Genomic DNA, 17,050 nt, shown 5'->3' with positions numbered 1-17,050 from the left:
GTACAAGAATACAGCCAGTATTCCAATCCGTCTCCCTCCACTTGGACACAGACAAAATATGTTACGCACAGTGATATATATTTTAGCCTAAATTACGCAATGTCACAATGATAATCATCAACAATCTTTTGAACGATTGTGAACACACATGTCGAGCAGGTGACAACATTGTACGCTAAGCAGACTGGATGGATAATTTGTGACGATAAAGCAAAAGGCACACCCCTTATACACCGGGTATGCCTCCTGCTCTGAACGCGATAAACTCATCCAACGATTCCAATACTTCTCAATCACTTCGACCAAAATGCAAAAAGTACAACTTCCCATTCGTGAAAAACAGGAAGTCATCCCATTCCAGCTCGTAAAAGGAATCTGGCTTACTATCTACACGAAAAGCTGTCGTCATACTGCCCTCACGACTCAGCCATTCCTTCAATATATGTACAAATTGGCGACTCGCCTGCTCCTGATCATAACCGATTGCGCTATAATCTATCGCCTCTTGCCCCTCATCGTATAACCGATAAAAAAACCAACGTGGTAGTAGCTCCAGCAATGTCTGCTCCCATGCCGCCAAGCGATCCAGGCTCACCTGTGTTGGTGTCAGCTGCATGTACGCACAGACGCTTTCTACCAGTGTCCCTGTAGCCCGAATTTCATCCAGATCATAATCGAGCGAGCAATTCGCCTGCATATTCATCTGCGCGATGCCATGTAAATATCCTTTAATATAATCCTGTGTCAACATGTCTCTTTTCCTCCTGCCGCCGCTTTTACACATCAGCAGACCTGCTGATCTATGCTCTTGCCGTATGGGTGAGCGTCTGGTTATAGTCAGTCAGTTCTGTCAGCATCATGGTGCATGTGTTATCTGATGCATATTGTAGCATGTGGGTGATTGTGGTGTCTGTTTTAATTTCTTCTTGCTTTATTGGGTTCGAGGATTGCATTTGGCTTGGTGATGGGCAACACTCCAGGTAGAGAACATGCCAGCGACCTCCGGTTAAGCCGGGATACTCCGAATATGGGAAAGCGGGCGTATCCCGGCTTAAAGGTCGGTCTTTTGGCATTGTTCTCTGCCTTCCGTTCCGTGCGTATAGGGGCTTTGGATGCTCGATGTAAACCTTACGATGTAAACTTTAATTTAAAGTGCTAGCTGTAGTGTGTCACTCTGTTTGTATCTATATTTGTACCCATATCTGTACCTATACAAGTACCTGCACCAGTATCTATACCTGTCTTTCTCTCTGTCTCTGTCTCTGTCTCTGTCTCTGTCTCTAAAATATCAACCTAGCATCTCAGGGTAAACAATTTAAATGCTATATATACTTAAACATGACATAGTCATATACAACATTGCTTGTATTTCCGCTTTTTGCGTTTCTACTTTTGCTTTGCTATCGTTCTGTTTTCGAAAGTTGAAGACAAATATCATTGTGCGAATATTAAAATTAGATATGCAATTTATATTTTAAACATATATATTGCATACGAATTAATTTTATGATATTATTAATGCATGAGATCATTACAGACGTAAATGAACGAGCTGAGCTAGTGTAGATATTGTGATTTCGTTTCTTACGCCTGTAGGTTGTGGTTAATATAGAAGTGTACTTATTTTGCAAAGGACAGGTGATATCGATGAGAATTCAAGTGACTGAGCTGGCAGACCGTAAATTGAGAGACAACCTTGCTGGTAAAGAAGGCATGTATAAGTTGCTGTATGATACAGGTGAGGGTTGTGGTTGCGATGGTATTCCGGTGTTGCTGATTGTAGATCGTCAGGATGCGAATGATGAAGTCATCGAGACAAATTCGGTGCCGATCTTGATTGATCGTCAGCATCAGATTTATTTTGAAGCATTGATGTCGCTGGATGCAGAAGCGAATTACACTTCCTTCAAGCTGCGTAGCGATTCGATGACGTATAGCAATAATGTGAAAATCCGCGATTTGCGTGGGATTGAGGTTCCAGCAAGTCAGGCTTCTAACTCCTGTGCGCTTCGCTAATAGTGTGGATAGATGGAAGCTCGGTTAAATGTTTAGACTAGCTGGTGATTTTGAGGTATATAATGTTGATGATCACCATACACGCAAGCTGAATAATGTATTACAGACATCATGTCTGTTTATCATATAGATTGCTATTTCTAAATTATGTATCCATTCTAATTATTTTATAGAGAATCAATTACACCAAAGCGAGAGCTGTAATATAGGCTCTCGCTTTATTTGGGTATTACGATTGTATTGAACGCTGGGAATCGAATGAATCGTATTGGAATCATCCATGTGTATCCTGATGCTATACCGTCCTGTACCTTCTACTCTTCTATCTTTAACTGATCCAGCACCTGAAGCAGATCACTGGCGGTTCCGGGCTTGTACCCCTGTACGGCAAAACGGATGCGCAAGCTTCGATCGATAATTAGTACGACAGGTCGTTGATCACCGAGTATTTGGGGTAATTTTTCGGATAGCTCATGCAATACGCTTAGAGCAGGGTCATCGTCTATGATCGCCTGTGGAGGCAATATGTTCGTTTCTAGCAGCGCTCGTTCGGATTGGGCTTGAAGTAGAAGTAGCATCGGTTCATCTCGTCCACGCCATGACTGCTCTAATTCGGCAAATTCTCGTAGCACATGCTTGGTCGGCTCACGCTCCGGCTCCAGCCATGCAACGACAATAGGCTGGGTAAGCGTTCCAAACTCAGAACCCGTGCCTACATTGATATTTTCTTTATCTGTATTTCCTTCTTCTGCGATACCGTTTTCCAGCAATTTTATCTTTAATGACGATGATATAGATGGTGCGTATACAGGTATGCTCTCATTTGCCTGTCGTAATTCTAGCTGTACCTGTACCCGTTGCCCCGGCTTCACCTCGAAAAAAGTAAATCTTCCTAGCACGCTACCATCACGTAAGCGAGTTCCAGCTGTCAAGCGATAGCTACCCGGTAATACTTCATGAACACGTCCAGCTACGTTCTGATCTCCATATGGGAACTGTAACGTTTCGTACATTCCATTGTTCAGCAGTGCAAGGGTAAAGTCCTGATAATAGGCAGGAGGTAAAGTGTTACTGCTGTTACTGTCATTACTACTATCACTATTATTATTGCTATGACTGTTATTATGACGATCCCACACTTCGGCTACTATTTGAATATAGCCTCGATTACTAATGGATTCTAGCTCTGCTCCATCTGCTAATCGCTCGCTATCCCACTCCACAGTAGCTCCACCCTCCACAGGTAATTCATTCGCTGCATCCTCAGCTACACCACGACTAGAATGACGGGATGGCTCATCTGTAAAATAAGCATCATACCAGCGTCCATCCTGCGCGTATTGCGGCAATAAATGCAGTGGCTCCAATCTTGCTGCAATACCAAGTGAACGGGCAGCGGCAACGAATAGAATCGCTCGACTCAACGAGTCCACTACACCTAATCGATGTGCACCCGCAGGTGTTGCCATACCGCTATACCGATCGACATCGTTTAACAGAGTTACTTCTTGTTGTAGCTGCTCGGCAAGCTGCTGTGGCTGGGCACGGAATTGCTGCTGTAATGCAATATCCCAGCGACCCGACAGATACTGTCGATACGGGGCGAGCATTTCCATATGAATACGCGGACAGAGAATATAGCGCTGAAACTGCTGCTTCTGCTGCTCTGAATCGGTTGCTAGATTGTGTACATACGGCAATACGCCATCTAAATGATCCTTGAGTGTGGCATATGTTATGTCCTGCCAATCCTTCGGACGCATCGATTCCAGTAGCTGTAGAGCAAGCTCGCGCTGCGCTGGCTCGATCTGCTCGAAAAATGCGACCAGTTCCTTATCATTCCCACGTGCAGTATGCAGCACGATGGATAGACGCTCTACAGGCAATGACCAGTGGATCGCATACTGCTCTATATGCTCCGCTGTCAGAAATGTATGCTCATAGGCTGTACGAATCGCTGTTCCCTCGCGTACACGTTGCTCCTGCAATTGGCGATCTTCTTCGCTCACTTCTGGCCCGGGCTCAGGAACTGGCGCGGGTGGCGGTTGTACTATCCAATCTACCGTATATGTTGGTGTTGATGTAGATGGTGGAGTAAAAGATGTACGCTCATCTGATCGTTCGTTTCCGACCGCCTGTATCACCTGATCCAGCGTTGTAGTTGATTTTAGTTGCAATAGCGCTGAGGTCTGTTCCGAATATACAAAGCTTTCACACATAAGCGCTCCATCTAGTGTACGTGCATGAAGCAGCAGATCGCCATAACCAGTCGTCAGCCTGGCTTTGCCCTGTTCATCCGTTAGCAGGGTAGCCAGTGGATAAAATTCCGCTGCATTATATTGCTGACATTGCACCTCGGCTACACACGGCTGTCCCGATTCATCGATAGTCTGAATCTGTAGCTGCTTGGTAGCTGCATAACGGTCTAACAGATTAATCTCCGTATACCCATCATGGGTGGAGCAGACCTCCTCGGGCCCAACATAATCGGCAGGCACGCGAGTGTTGACCAGCATGGCACGCTTGGCAGGCAAGCGGAACCAGCCTTCATCAAGCACCTGCTCCGGTTCGCATGCACCGAGATAATGCCACTTTCCATCTGCCCATGCCTCCACCCAGGCATGATTTGAATCGCAATGCGCCCAGCGCGGCGTATAGCACTGACGTGCTGGAATACCGATGCTACGTAGGGCAGTGACTGTAAATGTAGATTGTTCTCCACAACGACCGAGTGCGGTACGCATGATCGTTAATGGAGACACCGTACGGATATCCGTGCCTGTATAGGTCGCATGCTCATGACACCAGTAATTCGTTTCAATAATCGCCTCCACCATGGATAGCGCGCGTACCCGATCAGCCAATAGCTCATAAATAACGGCTCGACTGTTATCTATATTTTCGTTATTCACTCGGTAAGGCAACACATACTGGAGGAAAATCTCATCGGGTATCGTAGCGCCCCATGACATCTGCTTGCGCGTCTCCAGCACCTGACGTACATGCGCAGCAAAATATTCCCCGTCATAGTCTGCTAGATCATGCAGTGGCATATAAGCATACAGATACTCCAGCAACTCACGCTCCTGTGCATCTGATATATGATCCAGTACGGTGAATAGCTGCTGCTCCCTCTGTGACGCTTGCTTACGCTTCCACTGTAGCCGCTTCATCGTACGGCTTCGATCCAAGCCATAGGTCAAACGATTTCCCATACTGCACTCTCCCTGCCTCGTTATCGTTGTACACTTTGCTAGCGGTACAGTTGCTGTTTCTACCTGTACCGCTATTGTACGCATAGCCCGAAGTCATCGTAAATATGGCATATTCACTATGTTGGATATGTAAAATATGAAGCTTAGCCGAAGCGAGTATACTATTCCGTATATCAAAAAAGCCGCAGTTCCGATGACTGCGACCTCTTTTTCATATGCTGAAAGCATTTCTTTCTCTTCTATCTAGGGTATGAAGCTACAATTCTACCTGCTACAAATTTCCTTCTAATGTCAAACGATACCCATGCCGTATCAGCATCCGGTCGGCTTCCTCCCACATGCGAAGCTGGCTAAGGCATGCCTCTACCGTATAATCGAGCGCATTCGTTACAGCTTCCCATTCCAGTATTTCCAGTGGCTCAGGCTTGTTCTCCTGCGCACTATACTCAATATCACTCTTCAAGTCTTGAACCAGCTGTGGCAGCATCGTCAGATCCGCTTCGGGCATCGACATCACCTCATGCTCCAGATCCATATATTGCAAATGGTAATGCACCATCAGCCTGCCTCCCAGCTTGCTCAGATCGCGCTGGTAACGTTGCTTCGCCTCTGCACGTTCATCAGCAGGCAAATGATGAATCGTAGGAATATAGATATGCTTGATCCACAGATCATCCGATAGCAAATGAAAATAATAACCGATATGAAATAATGAGCGCTGCTCGCGCAAATAACGTGCTGCAAAGCGCTCCAGATCAAAAAAACCTTCGCCTGCCGAATCCAGACGTATAAAGTGCGATTGTCGCTTGTTCTGATCACGCACACCATATTCCGCAACATCCGGTGCGAGATTACCAAGCATAAATTCTGGGCTATGCCAGCCCAGTCGACTTTCGATTAACGCAGCAATACAGTAATGCATCAGGCGCGAACCCATATGAATCCCTCCTCCGTTATGTATACGCCACTTTCGCCATATCTCCCTAGACTTGCTTGTAACTGTAAAATATCATACCACGTAATATTAATCTGTACACGTACACATCGATATCCTCTATATATACAAAAGCGCCTACTCCATGGTGGAATAAGCGCTTTTCCATATAAAATATTATATCGAAAGGCGAATCATAAGCGATTCACCATAACCAAAGTTAAGGGTCGGATACACCTGTGTTGATCTATACAGCGTCAACGACTTCTTTTATCAGGGATATGGCGACAATAAATGAGATATTCGTATTCCGACCGGACGCAGCTATAATGGAACAGCATTGCATCTATATGAAAGGCAGCCTGCTTGCCAGAGCATAGCCACCTGGACAAACGTCGAATTGGAGAGAGCAGACATTACATAAAAGTGGACTCTATAACATAACGATGAGATTGCAGATGGTATGGCGATAATTTCAGCTGTGTATTTGGCTGTGTAAAGAAAGCTTCAAACGGATAAGGTCACTTTACACCCAATTAATTGCTAACATTTAAAAATGATAGAATAAGCTTGTATACAATATTGAAGAGGGAAAGGAAGGTCACAGGAGGTATTCCTGTAACCTATTTCAGATAACCTGTTTGTATCGACCTGTAAAGGCATCCATAACGTTATCCACTTTCCATGTTAGACGCATCGCAGACGTATGATTGGATTAGCTTTTAATTTTACCGATAATTTGACGGATTTGACGATTCAATTGCTCCAGCTCTTCATGACTCAAGCCAGTCGATTGCAATAGCGCCTGCGGAATGCAAGCAGATTGCTCCTGTAGTGCGAGACCTTGCTCGGTAATACGGATTTTGACAACACGTTCGTCTTCAACAGAGCGCTGGCGTGTGATCAATCCAGATTCCTCCATCCGTTTGAGCATCGATGTCATCGTACCGGAATCGAGATAAATTTCCTTACCTAGCTCCTTGATCGTGCATTCCTTTTTATCCCACAATACAACCAGAGCCAGATATTGAGGATAAGTAATCCCCATTTCCTCTAGCATCGGCCAGTACATGCGCGTAATTGCACGGGAGCCTGCATATAGAGAGAAACAGAGGTGTTCATCTAATGCCAGTGTTTTCTTTTCTTCCACTATTCTCACCCTTTGCTTGGTGCAATTCATAGTTTGCATACGTAATATTTGTTTGCATTTATCATATCACACTCAGATATATTGTCAACAATTAATTGGTTATAAATTATTATATGTTCTATATAATGTAAGAAGGCAAGCGTGATAATGTAAGGAGGCACGGGTGCGTTTATATTGTATTAGATGTGGTGCTGTAAAACTTGACCCGAGGCTGTTGATATAGGGGTGGTTTTAGATGAGTATATCCGTGCTTTTTAAAGAGGAACTTTGGCTTCTATTCAAAAAGGACAGCTCTCTTTAAAATGAGCTGTCCTTTTATTGTTATGTTGTTCGATCTTACGATATTCGTATTTCTGTAGACTTCGCTTGAGCTCCATTATCGGATCGAGTCATGTAGAACAATACCGCATGACATCAAAAACCAAAAATAGACATGCCGCCATCGACCATCAGCGTTTGACCCGTCATATAGCCTGCGGCATCCGAAGCAAGAAAGACGACCGGGCCGACTAGCTCCTCCATCGCGCCAATTCGTTTTAACGGGGTACGATTCAGAATATCCTGCATATATTGCTCATCTGCAAGCACGGATTCGGTCAGTGGTGTGCGGAAATACCACGGGCCGACACCGTTCACCTGAATACCATAATCTGCCCATTCGAGCGCTAGAATTTTGGTCATTTGGATTAATGCCGCCTTGGTTGCACCGTAAGCAACGCCAGTGCGCATCGCCAGATGCCCGGCGACCGAAGCGATATTAATAATACGACCGCCACCGTTATTTTTCATCCCTTCGGCTGCTAGCTGTGAAGCGATCAACGCGGAATGCAGATTCGTCTTGACGATCGTATCCCACTCCATGTCAGTTACATCGAGTGCGCGGCTACGGATGTTCATACCCGCATTGTTCACCAGAATATCAGGTGTACCAAATGACAGCTCAAAGCGCTCGAATGCTTCCTTCATCTGCTGTCGATCGGTCACATCTGCTACAAGGCATATCGCCTGGCGGCTACTATGCTTTTCGATGAGCTGCTTGGTCATTTCCAGATCTGAGCCGGTTCGAGAGATCAAGCCAACATCGGCTCCTGCCTGTGCTAATCCGATTGCAAGCGCTTGCCCGATTCCTTTGCCTGCACCCGTAATCATTGCTTTTTTATTGGATAACGAAAACGTTGGTAAGTACATAATGTGTAAGTCTCCTTTGCGGGTTGTGTCCTAATTGCAGTTTCAGTCATGATGTTATTTACACAGCAAGCCCTACATGTTAAGCAGGCAACTCCATGTTACCTTCCTGATCTATACGATCGGTTAGCGAAAGGAAGTAAAATACTGGCTCGGCCCACCATGATCGAGCTCTATTTTTTCCACATACTGTCCTTCCGTATATTCGCCGATAATACGTCGCCAGAATGCCTGTGCTGCAAGATTGTTACTCACCTGTGTCACCTTCCAGCGCCCCGGATAGCGACGGAACAGCTCGCAAGCTGCCCACGTGCCTACCCCTGAACGCCTGTATTTATGCAGGATAAAAAACTCGGTCATATAATAATCCGCTTCACCATTATCCAGCCGATCGACCAGCGCAAAGCCCGCAATATAGAAGCCAGAATAGATCAAATAAGGGAATTTACGCCCTGGCCGACTCCAGAATTCATCCAGATCCGGGTAGTCGGGAAAACGCCCCTTGTCCGTTAGTTCAATATTCAGATAATATGTAAAATCATATAAATAAAATTGCATCATTTCGCGAATAATCCGCTTCTTGCTTCGCGGAACCAACTCTAGCGCCAGCGTCATCCCTGTCCCTCCGATGTCGAAAATTACATTGCCTGTAAATGGAGCAGACGGCAGTATCCAGAATAGATGTTCTGCCTTCCTATCACTATATACCCTATTCCCAGAGCGACGCAAATCATATACCCATTTTATGATACAATCGGAGCATGAGGTGAGTTAACGACATGACGATACAAAAAATACAGGATCGACGTAAGCTGGATGACAAGCTGCCCTCCATGCCCTGGTACGTGGAGCAATTTATTAACTATAAGCTGCCCGATCTCTCGCCCTCCACATTGCTGGAATACATACGGGATTATGAATCCTTTTTTGGGTGGCTGATTGCGGAAGGGCTATCGACTGCACAGCAGATTGGCGATATCGCGCTATTAGAGCTGGAAACGCTGCGCATGGAGGATGTGACCGCCTATCGGCTTTATTTAACAACACGCGCTGAAAGTGCTAACACACGTGTCACCGTATCGCGTAAGCTATCCTCGCTGCGTTCACTTTTTCATTATCTAAGCCAGATTGCCGAGGATGAGGATTTTTATCCGCTGCTCAAGCGCAATATTATGGCGAAGATCGAGGTCAAACGGCTACATAAGCCGAAGGATACGGCTGCCAAGCTCAAGGGTAAAATTTTAGAGGATGAGGAGCTGCTGGAGTTTGTCGGCTATATTCTGGAGGGGCATCGCGAAACGATTGCTACCAACAAGCAGGCGCTGTACTCGTATGAGCTGAACCGTGAGCGCGATGCGTGCATTGCTAGCCTGATCCTCAATTCAGGACTACGTGTATCCGAAGTAGTCAATCTGAACTTGAACGATCTGGACTTGAATCAGAAAATGCTCTACGTGTCCCGCAAAGGGAATAACGATGAAACGTTCAAAACACCGGTCTACTTCCGCGAGCAGGCACGCGATGAGCTCGTCGTCTATTTACAACTCCGTGATACGCGCTACCGTACACCACGTAATGAATCGGCATTATTTGTTGCCAAGCCTAACGGACAATCATCTGGTAAACGCATGACGAAGCGCGCCATTCAAGCGATGATTATCAAATATGCAAAGTCGTTCGGTAAGCCATACCTGACCGTGCATAAGCTGCGACATTCGTTTGCAACCGACTATTATTTACAAAATGATATTTATAAAACGAAGGAGCAGCTTGGACATGCTTCTACGGAAACGACCGAAATCTATGCGCATCTGACCGATAAAACGATGTCCGAAGCGATCGAGCGGCGTAATGATTAGATGTATAGAAGATGAACATAAGATGCGATAAAGAAGAAGCTAGAACATGGATTCTTTTTATCGCTATATAGCGCTATAAGATGGTATAAGACGCTATAAGACCATATAGCCTTATGAGACTATATCGCGTTATAAAACCAACAAAAACCGCCCTCTCCAGCTAGAAGGGGCGGTTTTCAGCTTTATCTTACTAAATCGTACTCGTACACTTGTGGTTCAAGCATCCTGTCACTTATTCAAATACTTTATTCAACTTCTCAGCCAGATCGGCAAATGAAGCAACCGCGGTACGGATACGCAGCTCTGCACCTTCATCTACAGGCGCGCCCTCTGCATCAAATTCACGCTGTGCGCCGCCGATCGAGATCCATTCCGGGCAATTGATCCCGTGCAGGTTGCGTACGATCGTTTGCAGATGCAGCAGAGAAGCGGTACCTACTACACCACCAGCAGAGTTTGCAGACAGTACTGCCTTGTTATTGAAAAAGTCGCTATTCAAGAAATCGAGTGCATTTTTCAGTACACCAGATAGCGAGCCATGGTATTCTGGCGTTGCCAGAACGAGTGCATCTGCGCTCTTCGCCGCAGCGGATAGCTTCTGTACTTCCTCATGACCATAAGCTTCGCCTGGGCCGTAGAGTGGTAACACATGCTCCTGCAAATTGAATACTTCCGTTTCATGTCCTTTTTCGTTCAGCAATCGTGCGATATAGTGGCACAGCTTTGTTGTCGATGCATCAGGACGTGTACTTCCAGCGATCAAGGTTACTTTCATTTGTTCTCTCTCCCTTTTCTATAAATGGACTGGACATTGCTACTTGTGAGCCGCTATGATGTGCAGCTCGCTAATTACGTGCTGGCTTGTATGTAAGCTTGCAGTGCAATGAACATATCCATAATACCATCTTTTCCGGCTGGAATAATAGGTATGTCTTTGGAATGGATATCATCCTCCCGCTTCACATACTCGGCAACCTGCTCTGGAGCCAGTCGACTATAGATCCAGTGGATACCTTTTAGCTCACTTAGCAGCTCCAGCCCTTGTTCATCTGCCACCAGCGCTACCTTCGGATATTGCTCACGCTTAAAGCCTTCGATAAGGATCAGATCATATCCTTCTCGACTGCCCTGTAGCAACTCATCGATGAGCTGCTCTAATGAAGCGGGTTGCTCGCGAATAATAGCTGTGCGCACTGGCGACGTGATCGCAATTGCCACCGCTCCTGCCTCTGTATGCGCATAGGTGTCTGTACCCGGATGATCCATTTGAAATGCGTGAGCATCGTGCTTGATTACGGCTACACGCAGACCTTGCTGTACGAATAAGCGCAGCAAGGACGTGACCAGCGTCGTTTTGCCAGAATTTTTGTAACCGACAATCTGTACGATAGGAGGCTTACGATGCTGCAATGCAGATGGGTACACTGGCATATCATTCATCGATCCATCAGCCTTAGGACCTGTACAGTTGTGCCTGCTGGAAGCGGCTCACTTGTCGGCGGAATAATAATCAAGCAATCGCTATCTTTGATCGTAACCATCACATTGGATTCATCCAGCAAGGCAGGGTAAGCGACCAGACGACCATTTTCTACCTCGATACGTCCACGCACATAGCGAGTAAAGCTATTAATTTTCGAATATTCGCGTCCAAGCTCTGCTTGCCACTGTGGTAAATAATCATGCTTGGATTGCATCATCTGACGAATCGTTGGGCGTACCAGTAATTCACAGCCAACAAAACAAGCACCCGGATTGCCTGACAGGGCGAATAATAGCTTTCCATCCTTCACCGCTCCGGTCGTTACACTGCCAGGACGCATGGAGATTTTGTTAAATAGCATGTCCACCTCACCGCTGCGCACCAGATCACCCATAATATCGTAGTCGCCGACGGATACACCGCCACTGGATACAACGAGATCATATTGCTCCAGCGCATTCATCATCATCGAGCGTGCCAGCTCCAGCTTATCCTCAATCGCGCCGAGCAGTATTGGTTCTCCGCCTGCGGCAGCAATCTGTTGCGCTAGCATCAGTGAATTGCTATTACGAATTTTACCCGGTGCAATCGGTTCTTCTACACCCAGCAGCTCGGTACCTGTTGAAAATATCGCTACTCGCGGCTTGCGATACACCTGCACCGTATGTACACCAAATGTAGCAAGTACACTGATCTCCCCCGCTCCAATCTGAGCGCCTTGCTCTAGCAGTAGATCACCCTGCTGCACTTCCAGTCCAATCGGTGTAATGTTCCGTCCCTGCTCCACCTGACGCTTAATACCGACCCATGTACGGTCATTTTCAGTGCGCAGCTCGGTCATTTCGAGCATCACGACCACATCCGCTCCATCCGGCACCATCGCCCCCGTCATAATACGAGCGGCATAACCCGATGTAATCTCGTGGGATGGCGTATAGCCGCAGGGAATATTATCGATAACCTCTAACCAGACGATATGATCACTAGAAGCCTGCTCCAGATCAGCCGCTTGCAGCGCATATCCATCCATACCTGACCGCCGAAAATGCGGATATGGATGCGGTGCTGTAACTGACTGCGCCAGAAAGCGCCCCCCTGCTTCATGCAGCTTCACTTCCTCTATAGCAGCAGGCTGCACATAAGCAGCAATTTTCTGCTGTGCCGTTGCTGGTGTAATCGGTCTGCGATTGAATTTACCGTGATCCTGCTGCGCTTGATTTGATGCAGCTGAGGAATCCGAACCTGATTGTGATGTCATTTGCCTGTACTCCCTTCCGGTGTAAATCAATTGTTCTTTTGTCATTGTACATGATTGGAATGAGCTTTGCAGGTGGGTAAGGGAATTTTGCTGGGTGTATAGGGTTATGGCGTTGGTGTTGTAAGGGGAGTAGTGGTTTTGGTGGTTTTGGTGGTTTTGGTGGTTTTGGTGGTTTTGGTGGTTTTGGTGGTTTTAACGATTTTGCGTTGTGACGATATGCAGGTAGATTGATGGACTACTTTTGCTTGATTGCACGTATGTAGGTGAAGAGCTAAGGATTTTCTATTTTGAATTTTTCATGTAGTGTTTTTTTATTATTGATAGTTAAATTTTTTAGTATTTAACTGTGGTCGATCACAATATGCACTTTAAATGTAAAAATATCGTTCTCTTAACGAAGTTATATCCATTTTCAAATAAAAAACGGACTGATTTGCCGAAAATTCTTACAAAAGATCGATTATATCAGCTGGAACCTTTTTGAGAGCACGATCACTCAAGATTCCAGCTGATTAAGATAGGAAATATTCAATTCACACATCATTAAATATTCGAGTCCCAGTCTCTTTTAGCTAGAGGGTATATCATTATTCACGATTCAACATTAATCATTCAGGTAAAAAGACACCAACTGTTGAAAAGTATAGCGATCTCATCGTATCTTCTTGATTTTCCAATGACATCTCTTGAAACCACGATTGTTTCATATCCTCTTCTGTAAAATTGATGTCTCGCCATAATACCAGGCCCAATTGAGGAAATCGATAGCTACAGCCATCCGATTCTGCTCGATCATAGGGTGAGATGGCGTCCAATAAATCGATAAGTTGAGTTGCTTTTACTTTAAACAAATCGATACCGTTGTATATGCAGCTTATATCTGCCTCTGCATTTATTTCTATAAAGCTTACCTTATCTTGTTCATACTCGATTTGAAAAGAATATGCAGTATTGGATAAGCACCGCTCTGCATCATTCCTGAGCATCCCGATATAGATATCTGCTATCGAAATGCCTGGTTGTACTTTAATAATAGTTGTCATTTTGCAATAACCTTTCGATAAATTTCATGTCTACTCGTGCAGTACAGTTTGTAGGAAGCTATGAATAAAAGAATTCCGTTCATACCACATACAGCGAAAAACTAAATCTATACATCCTATCTATTCTTCTCCAACTCACAACCCGAACCATTCAAAGCACTAATACGCATCGTATCCCAGCGTACAGCCTCACCGCCAGCATGATCAATATGAATCGTTCGTTGTTCACCGGGTAGTAGATCAAAATAGTTATCATCCATTCGCAGTCGCCCCTGCGCGATATCGATACGTATCATACGCGCCAGTACATTTCCATTCGTGATCGTTACCGTCTGTTGTTCTTCGTTCACAACGCTTGTCCATGTGGCTTGTGGCAAGGCAAGCCCTCGTGGCGAACGCAAGTAATACAGATTGCGCTGAATCTCTGGATGATCACAGCTAAGTACAATCACAACCTCATTCGGCTCCGCTTTACCTTGCAGCAGCTCCGCTTCACTCCATGTTGCAACTGCTCCTGCTTCATTGGCACCAATCGTTGCTTGCGCCTGCTGACTGCTAATTACCGTTCCCGTCCAATTGATCACCTCTACGGTAACTTCTGTGCGAATTTCTTCCAAACGATCACTCACGATCCATACCTGAAATGGCTGACCTGGATCATGATCTGCGCATAATAGCAATGGATGATAAAAGCTACGCGCATAGTAATACGCCGCTTTAGGCAACAGCGCATAATCAATGATCGACCAGCTCGTACCGGGCCAGCTATCGTTGAGCTGCCAGATCAGACTCCCTCCATTGCGATGCTTATGACGACGATAATGCTCAATACCGTATTTCAACCCTTCTGCCTGTGTCAGCATCGAATAATTGATATACTGTTCCATATCCTGCGGAATCCCCGCATAGCCTTCCATGAGCAAAATGCCTTTGCGATGATTGGTGTCTTTATTACGATACGCCATTTCCGGGTTCCCCCAGTAAAAGGACGCCTCAGGAATGTATTTGGATAACGTATAATAATTCGCCGCCGCATGCATACCAAATTCACTGCTGAATAACGCAAGATCAGCTTTATAATGATGAAAGCTAACCCCCTCTATACTATAATCCAGTAGCGGCACATCTCCATAGCTACGCGGATATACCGAGCCATGCCACACCTGCCAGTTATGTCGATCGCCAGCATCTGGATCGTTCGCATCATTGCCCCCATAAGGTGAAGAAGGCCAGTATGGACGCTGCGGATCAAGCTGCACCAGTGCATCTGGAATTAGCTCATGATAGATCGCTTCACCATAAAATGGGCTACGAATATCCCCCGATGCCGTTTTCATATCATACAGCCAATCAATCTCATTGTTCCCGCACCAGAGCGCAAGTGAGGCATGATGACGCAACCGACGCACCTGATCCTCTACTTCACTCCGCACATTGTTCATATAATCATGATTAAAATCAGGAAATAACGCATTCGCAAATGCAAAATCCTGCCATACTAGAATGCCCAGCTCATCGCATAGCTCGTAAAAGATATCCTTCTCATAGATGCCGCCTGCCCACACACGCAGCATATTCATATGCGCCGCTGCGGACAATTCAATCAGCTCCCGATAGCGCTCATTCGGAATCGCGCCAATACGATTGTCCGCTGGAATCCAATTCGCCCCGCGAGCATAGACCTGAACCCCATTCAGTACAAATACAAAGCTCGCTTCCCCCTGTTCATCATACTGCTGTAGCTCAATCGTTCGTAGCCCGACCTGTTGCTCCGAACGATCTAAGATGTTTTCTCCAGCATACAGCGTTACAACGAGTCGATATAAATACGGCTCACCCAGATCATGCGTCCACCATAGCTGAGGTTGACTCACCGATAATTCGAGAGGTACCTGTTCCGCCACGTTTCCACCCATGCCCTGCATAGGATGGGACGCTGCCATCGTGGTGCGTTGACTTGCCACCTCTTGCCCTTCACGATCATATAGCATAGCAGCGACCTGTAAAGGTTCATGCTGATGCTTAGCTTTATATTCAGCTTGCGAACGACTTGCCGATAGAGCCGGCATCTCTCCCGACACTGCACCCGGCATATTGGCAGGCGAAGATGCTGTTGATGAATCACGCGATGCAGCACGATGTGTATTAAAGTCCGTATAGCGAAGCGGTGCTACACGCTGACAAGCTACATTCACATGCAAAATAGCCTGTTCTGTATTCACCTCAGCAGTATAAGTGTACACATCCGCTAAGCGTGCCACACGGCGACGCCGAATCTCTACACTTCCCCAGATACCAACGGTGATGAGCCGTGGTCCCCAATCCCAGCCAAAATTCATCGCTGCCTTACGTAGCCACGGACGCTCCTTCGTATACGACGACCAGTCAAACTTTTCTTTATCCTTATGATGGTTATGTAACGGATCAAATCGAACCGCAATACTATTCCAGCCATTACGCAGTACACGCGTTACATCGAGTAAATACTGGCGATGCATATTTGCAGTGCGCGCAATTTCATGTCCATTTATATATACCGTCGCAAACGTATCCAGTCCATGCAGCACAAGCTCATGACGCTCATATGGATCATCATTCAGCTCATAATCAAATGTCGTGCGATACCACCATTCCTCCTGTTCGACCCAGCGACACTGCTGATCCTGATGTCCATAATACGGCTCAGGAATTAAACGATGTGTTATCAGCGCATCATGCACATCCCCTGGCACCTTAGCTGTAATCCAGTACCGATCATCCAATCCAGCTGCGGCTGTCTCAAGTGGACTGACCTCCCCCGGATGAAAATGCTGCAAACGCCATGTTCCGTCTAATCGAAGCACATCCGGTAAATGTGACTCTTCCCGCCCTGCTGACATGTACAATCCCTCCATGCTATTCATAATG

The 17,050-nt window shown here is 46.0% G+C and carries 13 protein-coding genes; 2 read left to right on the top strand and 11 right to left on the bottom strand.

Going from position 1 to position 17,050, the window contains the following annotated elements:
• Positions 1-289 precede the first annotated feature (289 nt).
• Positions 290-751: a hypothetical protein gene (locus SK066_RS10910; RefSeq protein ID WP_320544668.1), complete on the bottom strand. Its 462-nt coding sequence runs from the start codon at positions 749-751 to the stop codon at positions 290-292.
• A gap of 896 nt (positions 752-1,647) precedes the next feature.
• Between SK066_RS10910 and SK066_RS10905 the strand changes: the two genes are divergently transcribed.
• Complete coding sequence (locus SK066_RS10905) at positions 1,648-2,016, top strand: iron-sulfur cluster biosynthesis family protein (protein ID WP_188778709.1); 369 nt, start codon at positions 1,648-1,650, stop codon at positions 2,014-2,016.
• A gap of 314 nt (positions 2,017-2,330) precedes the next feature.
• Here the strand turns inward: SK066_RS10905 and SK066_RS10900 are convergent, their stop codons facing one another.
• From SK066_RS10900 to SK066_RS10880, 5 genes are all read right to left on the bottom strand, one after another.
• The gene (locus tag SK066_RS10900) at positions 2,331-5,231 is read right to left on the bottom strand and encodes a transglutaminase-like domain-containing protein (protein WP_320544667.1); all 2,901 of its coding nucleotides are present in this window, start codon (positions 5,229-5,231) and stop codon (positions 2,331-2,333) included.
• 271 nt (positions 5,232-5,502) lie between these two features.
• A complete protein-coding gene (locus tag SK066_RS10895) occupies positions 5,503-6,168 on the bottom strand; it encodes a hypothetical protein (protein ID WP_320544666.1) in 666 nt (221 codons plus the stop codon).
• A gap of 712 nt (positions 6,169-6,880) precedes the next feature.
• Positions 6,881-7,315, bottom strand: coding sequence for a MarR family winged helix-turn-helix transcriptional regulator (locus SK066_RS10890; RefSeq protein ID WP_320544665.1), 435 nt, complete (start codon positions 7,313-7,315; stop codon positions 6,881-6,883).
• Positions 7,316-7,729: 414 nt separating this feature from the next.
• A complete protein-coding gene (locus SK066_RS10885) occupies positions 7,730-8,503 on the bottom strand; it encodes an SDR family NAD(P)-dependent oxidoreductase (protein WP_320544664.1) in 774 nt (257 codons plus the stop codon).
• A gap of 123 nt (positions 8,504-8,626) precedes the next feature.
• Entirely contained in the window at positions 8,627-9,115 is a 489-nt protein-coding gene (locus SK066_RS10880; RefSeq protein WP_320544663.1) for a GNAT family N-acetyltransferase, read from the bottom strand.
• 164 nt (positions 9,116-9,279) lie between these two features.
• Here SK066_RS10880 and xerS point away from each other — a divergent pair, with 164 nt between their 5' ends.
• Positions 9,280-10,359: a tyrosine recombinase XerS gene (gene xerS / locus SK066_RS10875; RefSeq protein WP_320544662.1), complete on the top strand. Its 1,080-nt coding sequence runs from the start codon at positions 9,280-9,282 to the stop codon at positions 10,357-10,359.
• Positions 10,360-10,591: 232 nt separating this feature from the next.
• On the opposite strand, the gene SK066_RS10870 is transcribed toward xerS, so the two are convergent.
• From SK066_RS10870 to SK066_RS10850, 5 genes are all read right to left on the bottom strand, one after another.
• Positions 10,592-11,134, bottom strand: a complete 543-nt coding sequence (locus SK066_RS10870) for an NADPH-dependent FMN reductase (RefSeq protein ID WP_188778697.1) — start codon at positions 11,132-11,134, stop codon at positions 10,592-10,594.
• A 74-nt stretch (positions 11,135-11,208) separates the two neighbouring features.
• Entirely contained in the window at positions 11,209-11,799 is a 591-nt protein-coding gene (gene mobB, locus SK066_RS10865) for a molybdopterin-guanine dinucleotide biosynthesis protein B (protein WP_320544661.1), read from the bottom strand.
• The gene (locus SK066_RS10860; RefSeq protein WP_320544660.1) at positions 11,796-13,100 is read right to left on the bottom strand and encodes a molybdopterin molybdotransferase MoeA; all 1,305 of its coding nucleotides are present in this window, start codon (positions 13,098-13,100) and stop codon (positions 11,796-11,798) included. Before SK066_RS10860 ends, mobB begins: the two co-directional genes overlap by 4 nt.
• Before the next feature lie 608 nt (positions 13,101-13,708).
• Complete coding sequence (locus SK066_RS10855; protein ID WP_188778693.1) at positions 13,709-14,143, bottom strand: hypothetical protein; 435 nt, start codon at positions 14,141-14,143, stop codon at positions 13,709-13,711.
• Positions 14,144-14,259: 116 nt separating this feature from the next.
• Positions 14,260-17,022, bottom strand: coding sequence for a beta-mannosidase (locus tag SK066_RS10850; RefSeq protein ID WP_320544659.1), 2,763 nt, complete (start codon positions 17,020-17,022; stop codon positions 14,260-14,262).
• Positions 17,023-17,050 lie beyond the last annotated feature (28 nt).

It is taken from the genome of Paenibacillus hunanensis (assembly GCF_034055775.1).
Taxonomy (GTDB): Bacteria; Bacillota; Bacilli; order Paenibacillales; family Paenibacillaceae; genus Saccharibacillus; species Saccharibacillus hunanensis.
This window is presented reverse-complemented; position numbering and strand designations above follow the sequence as displayed.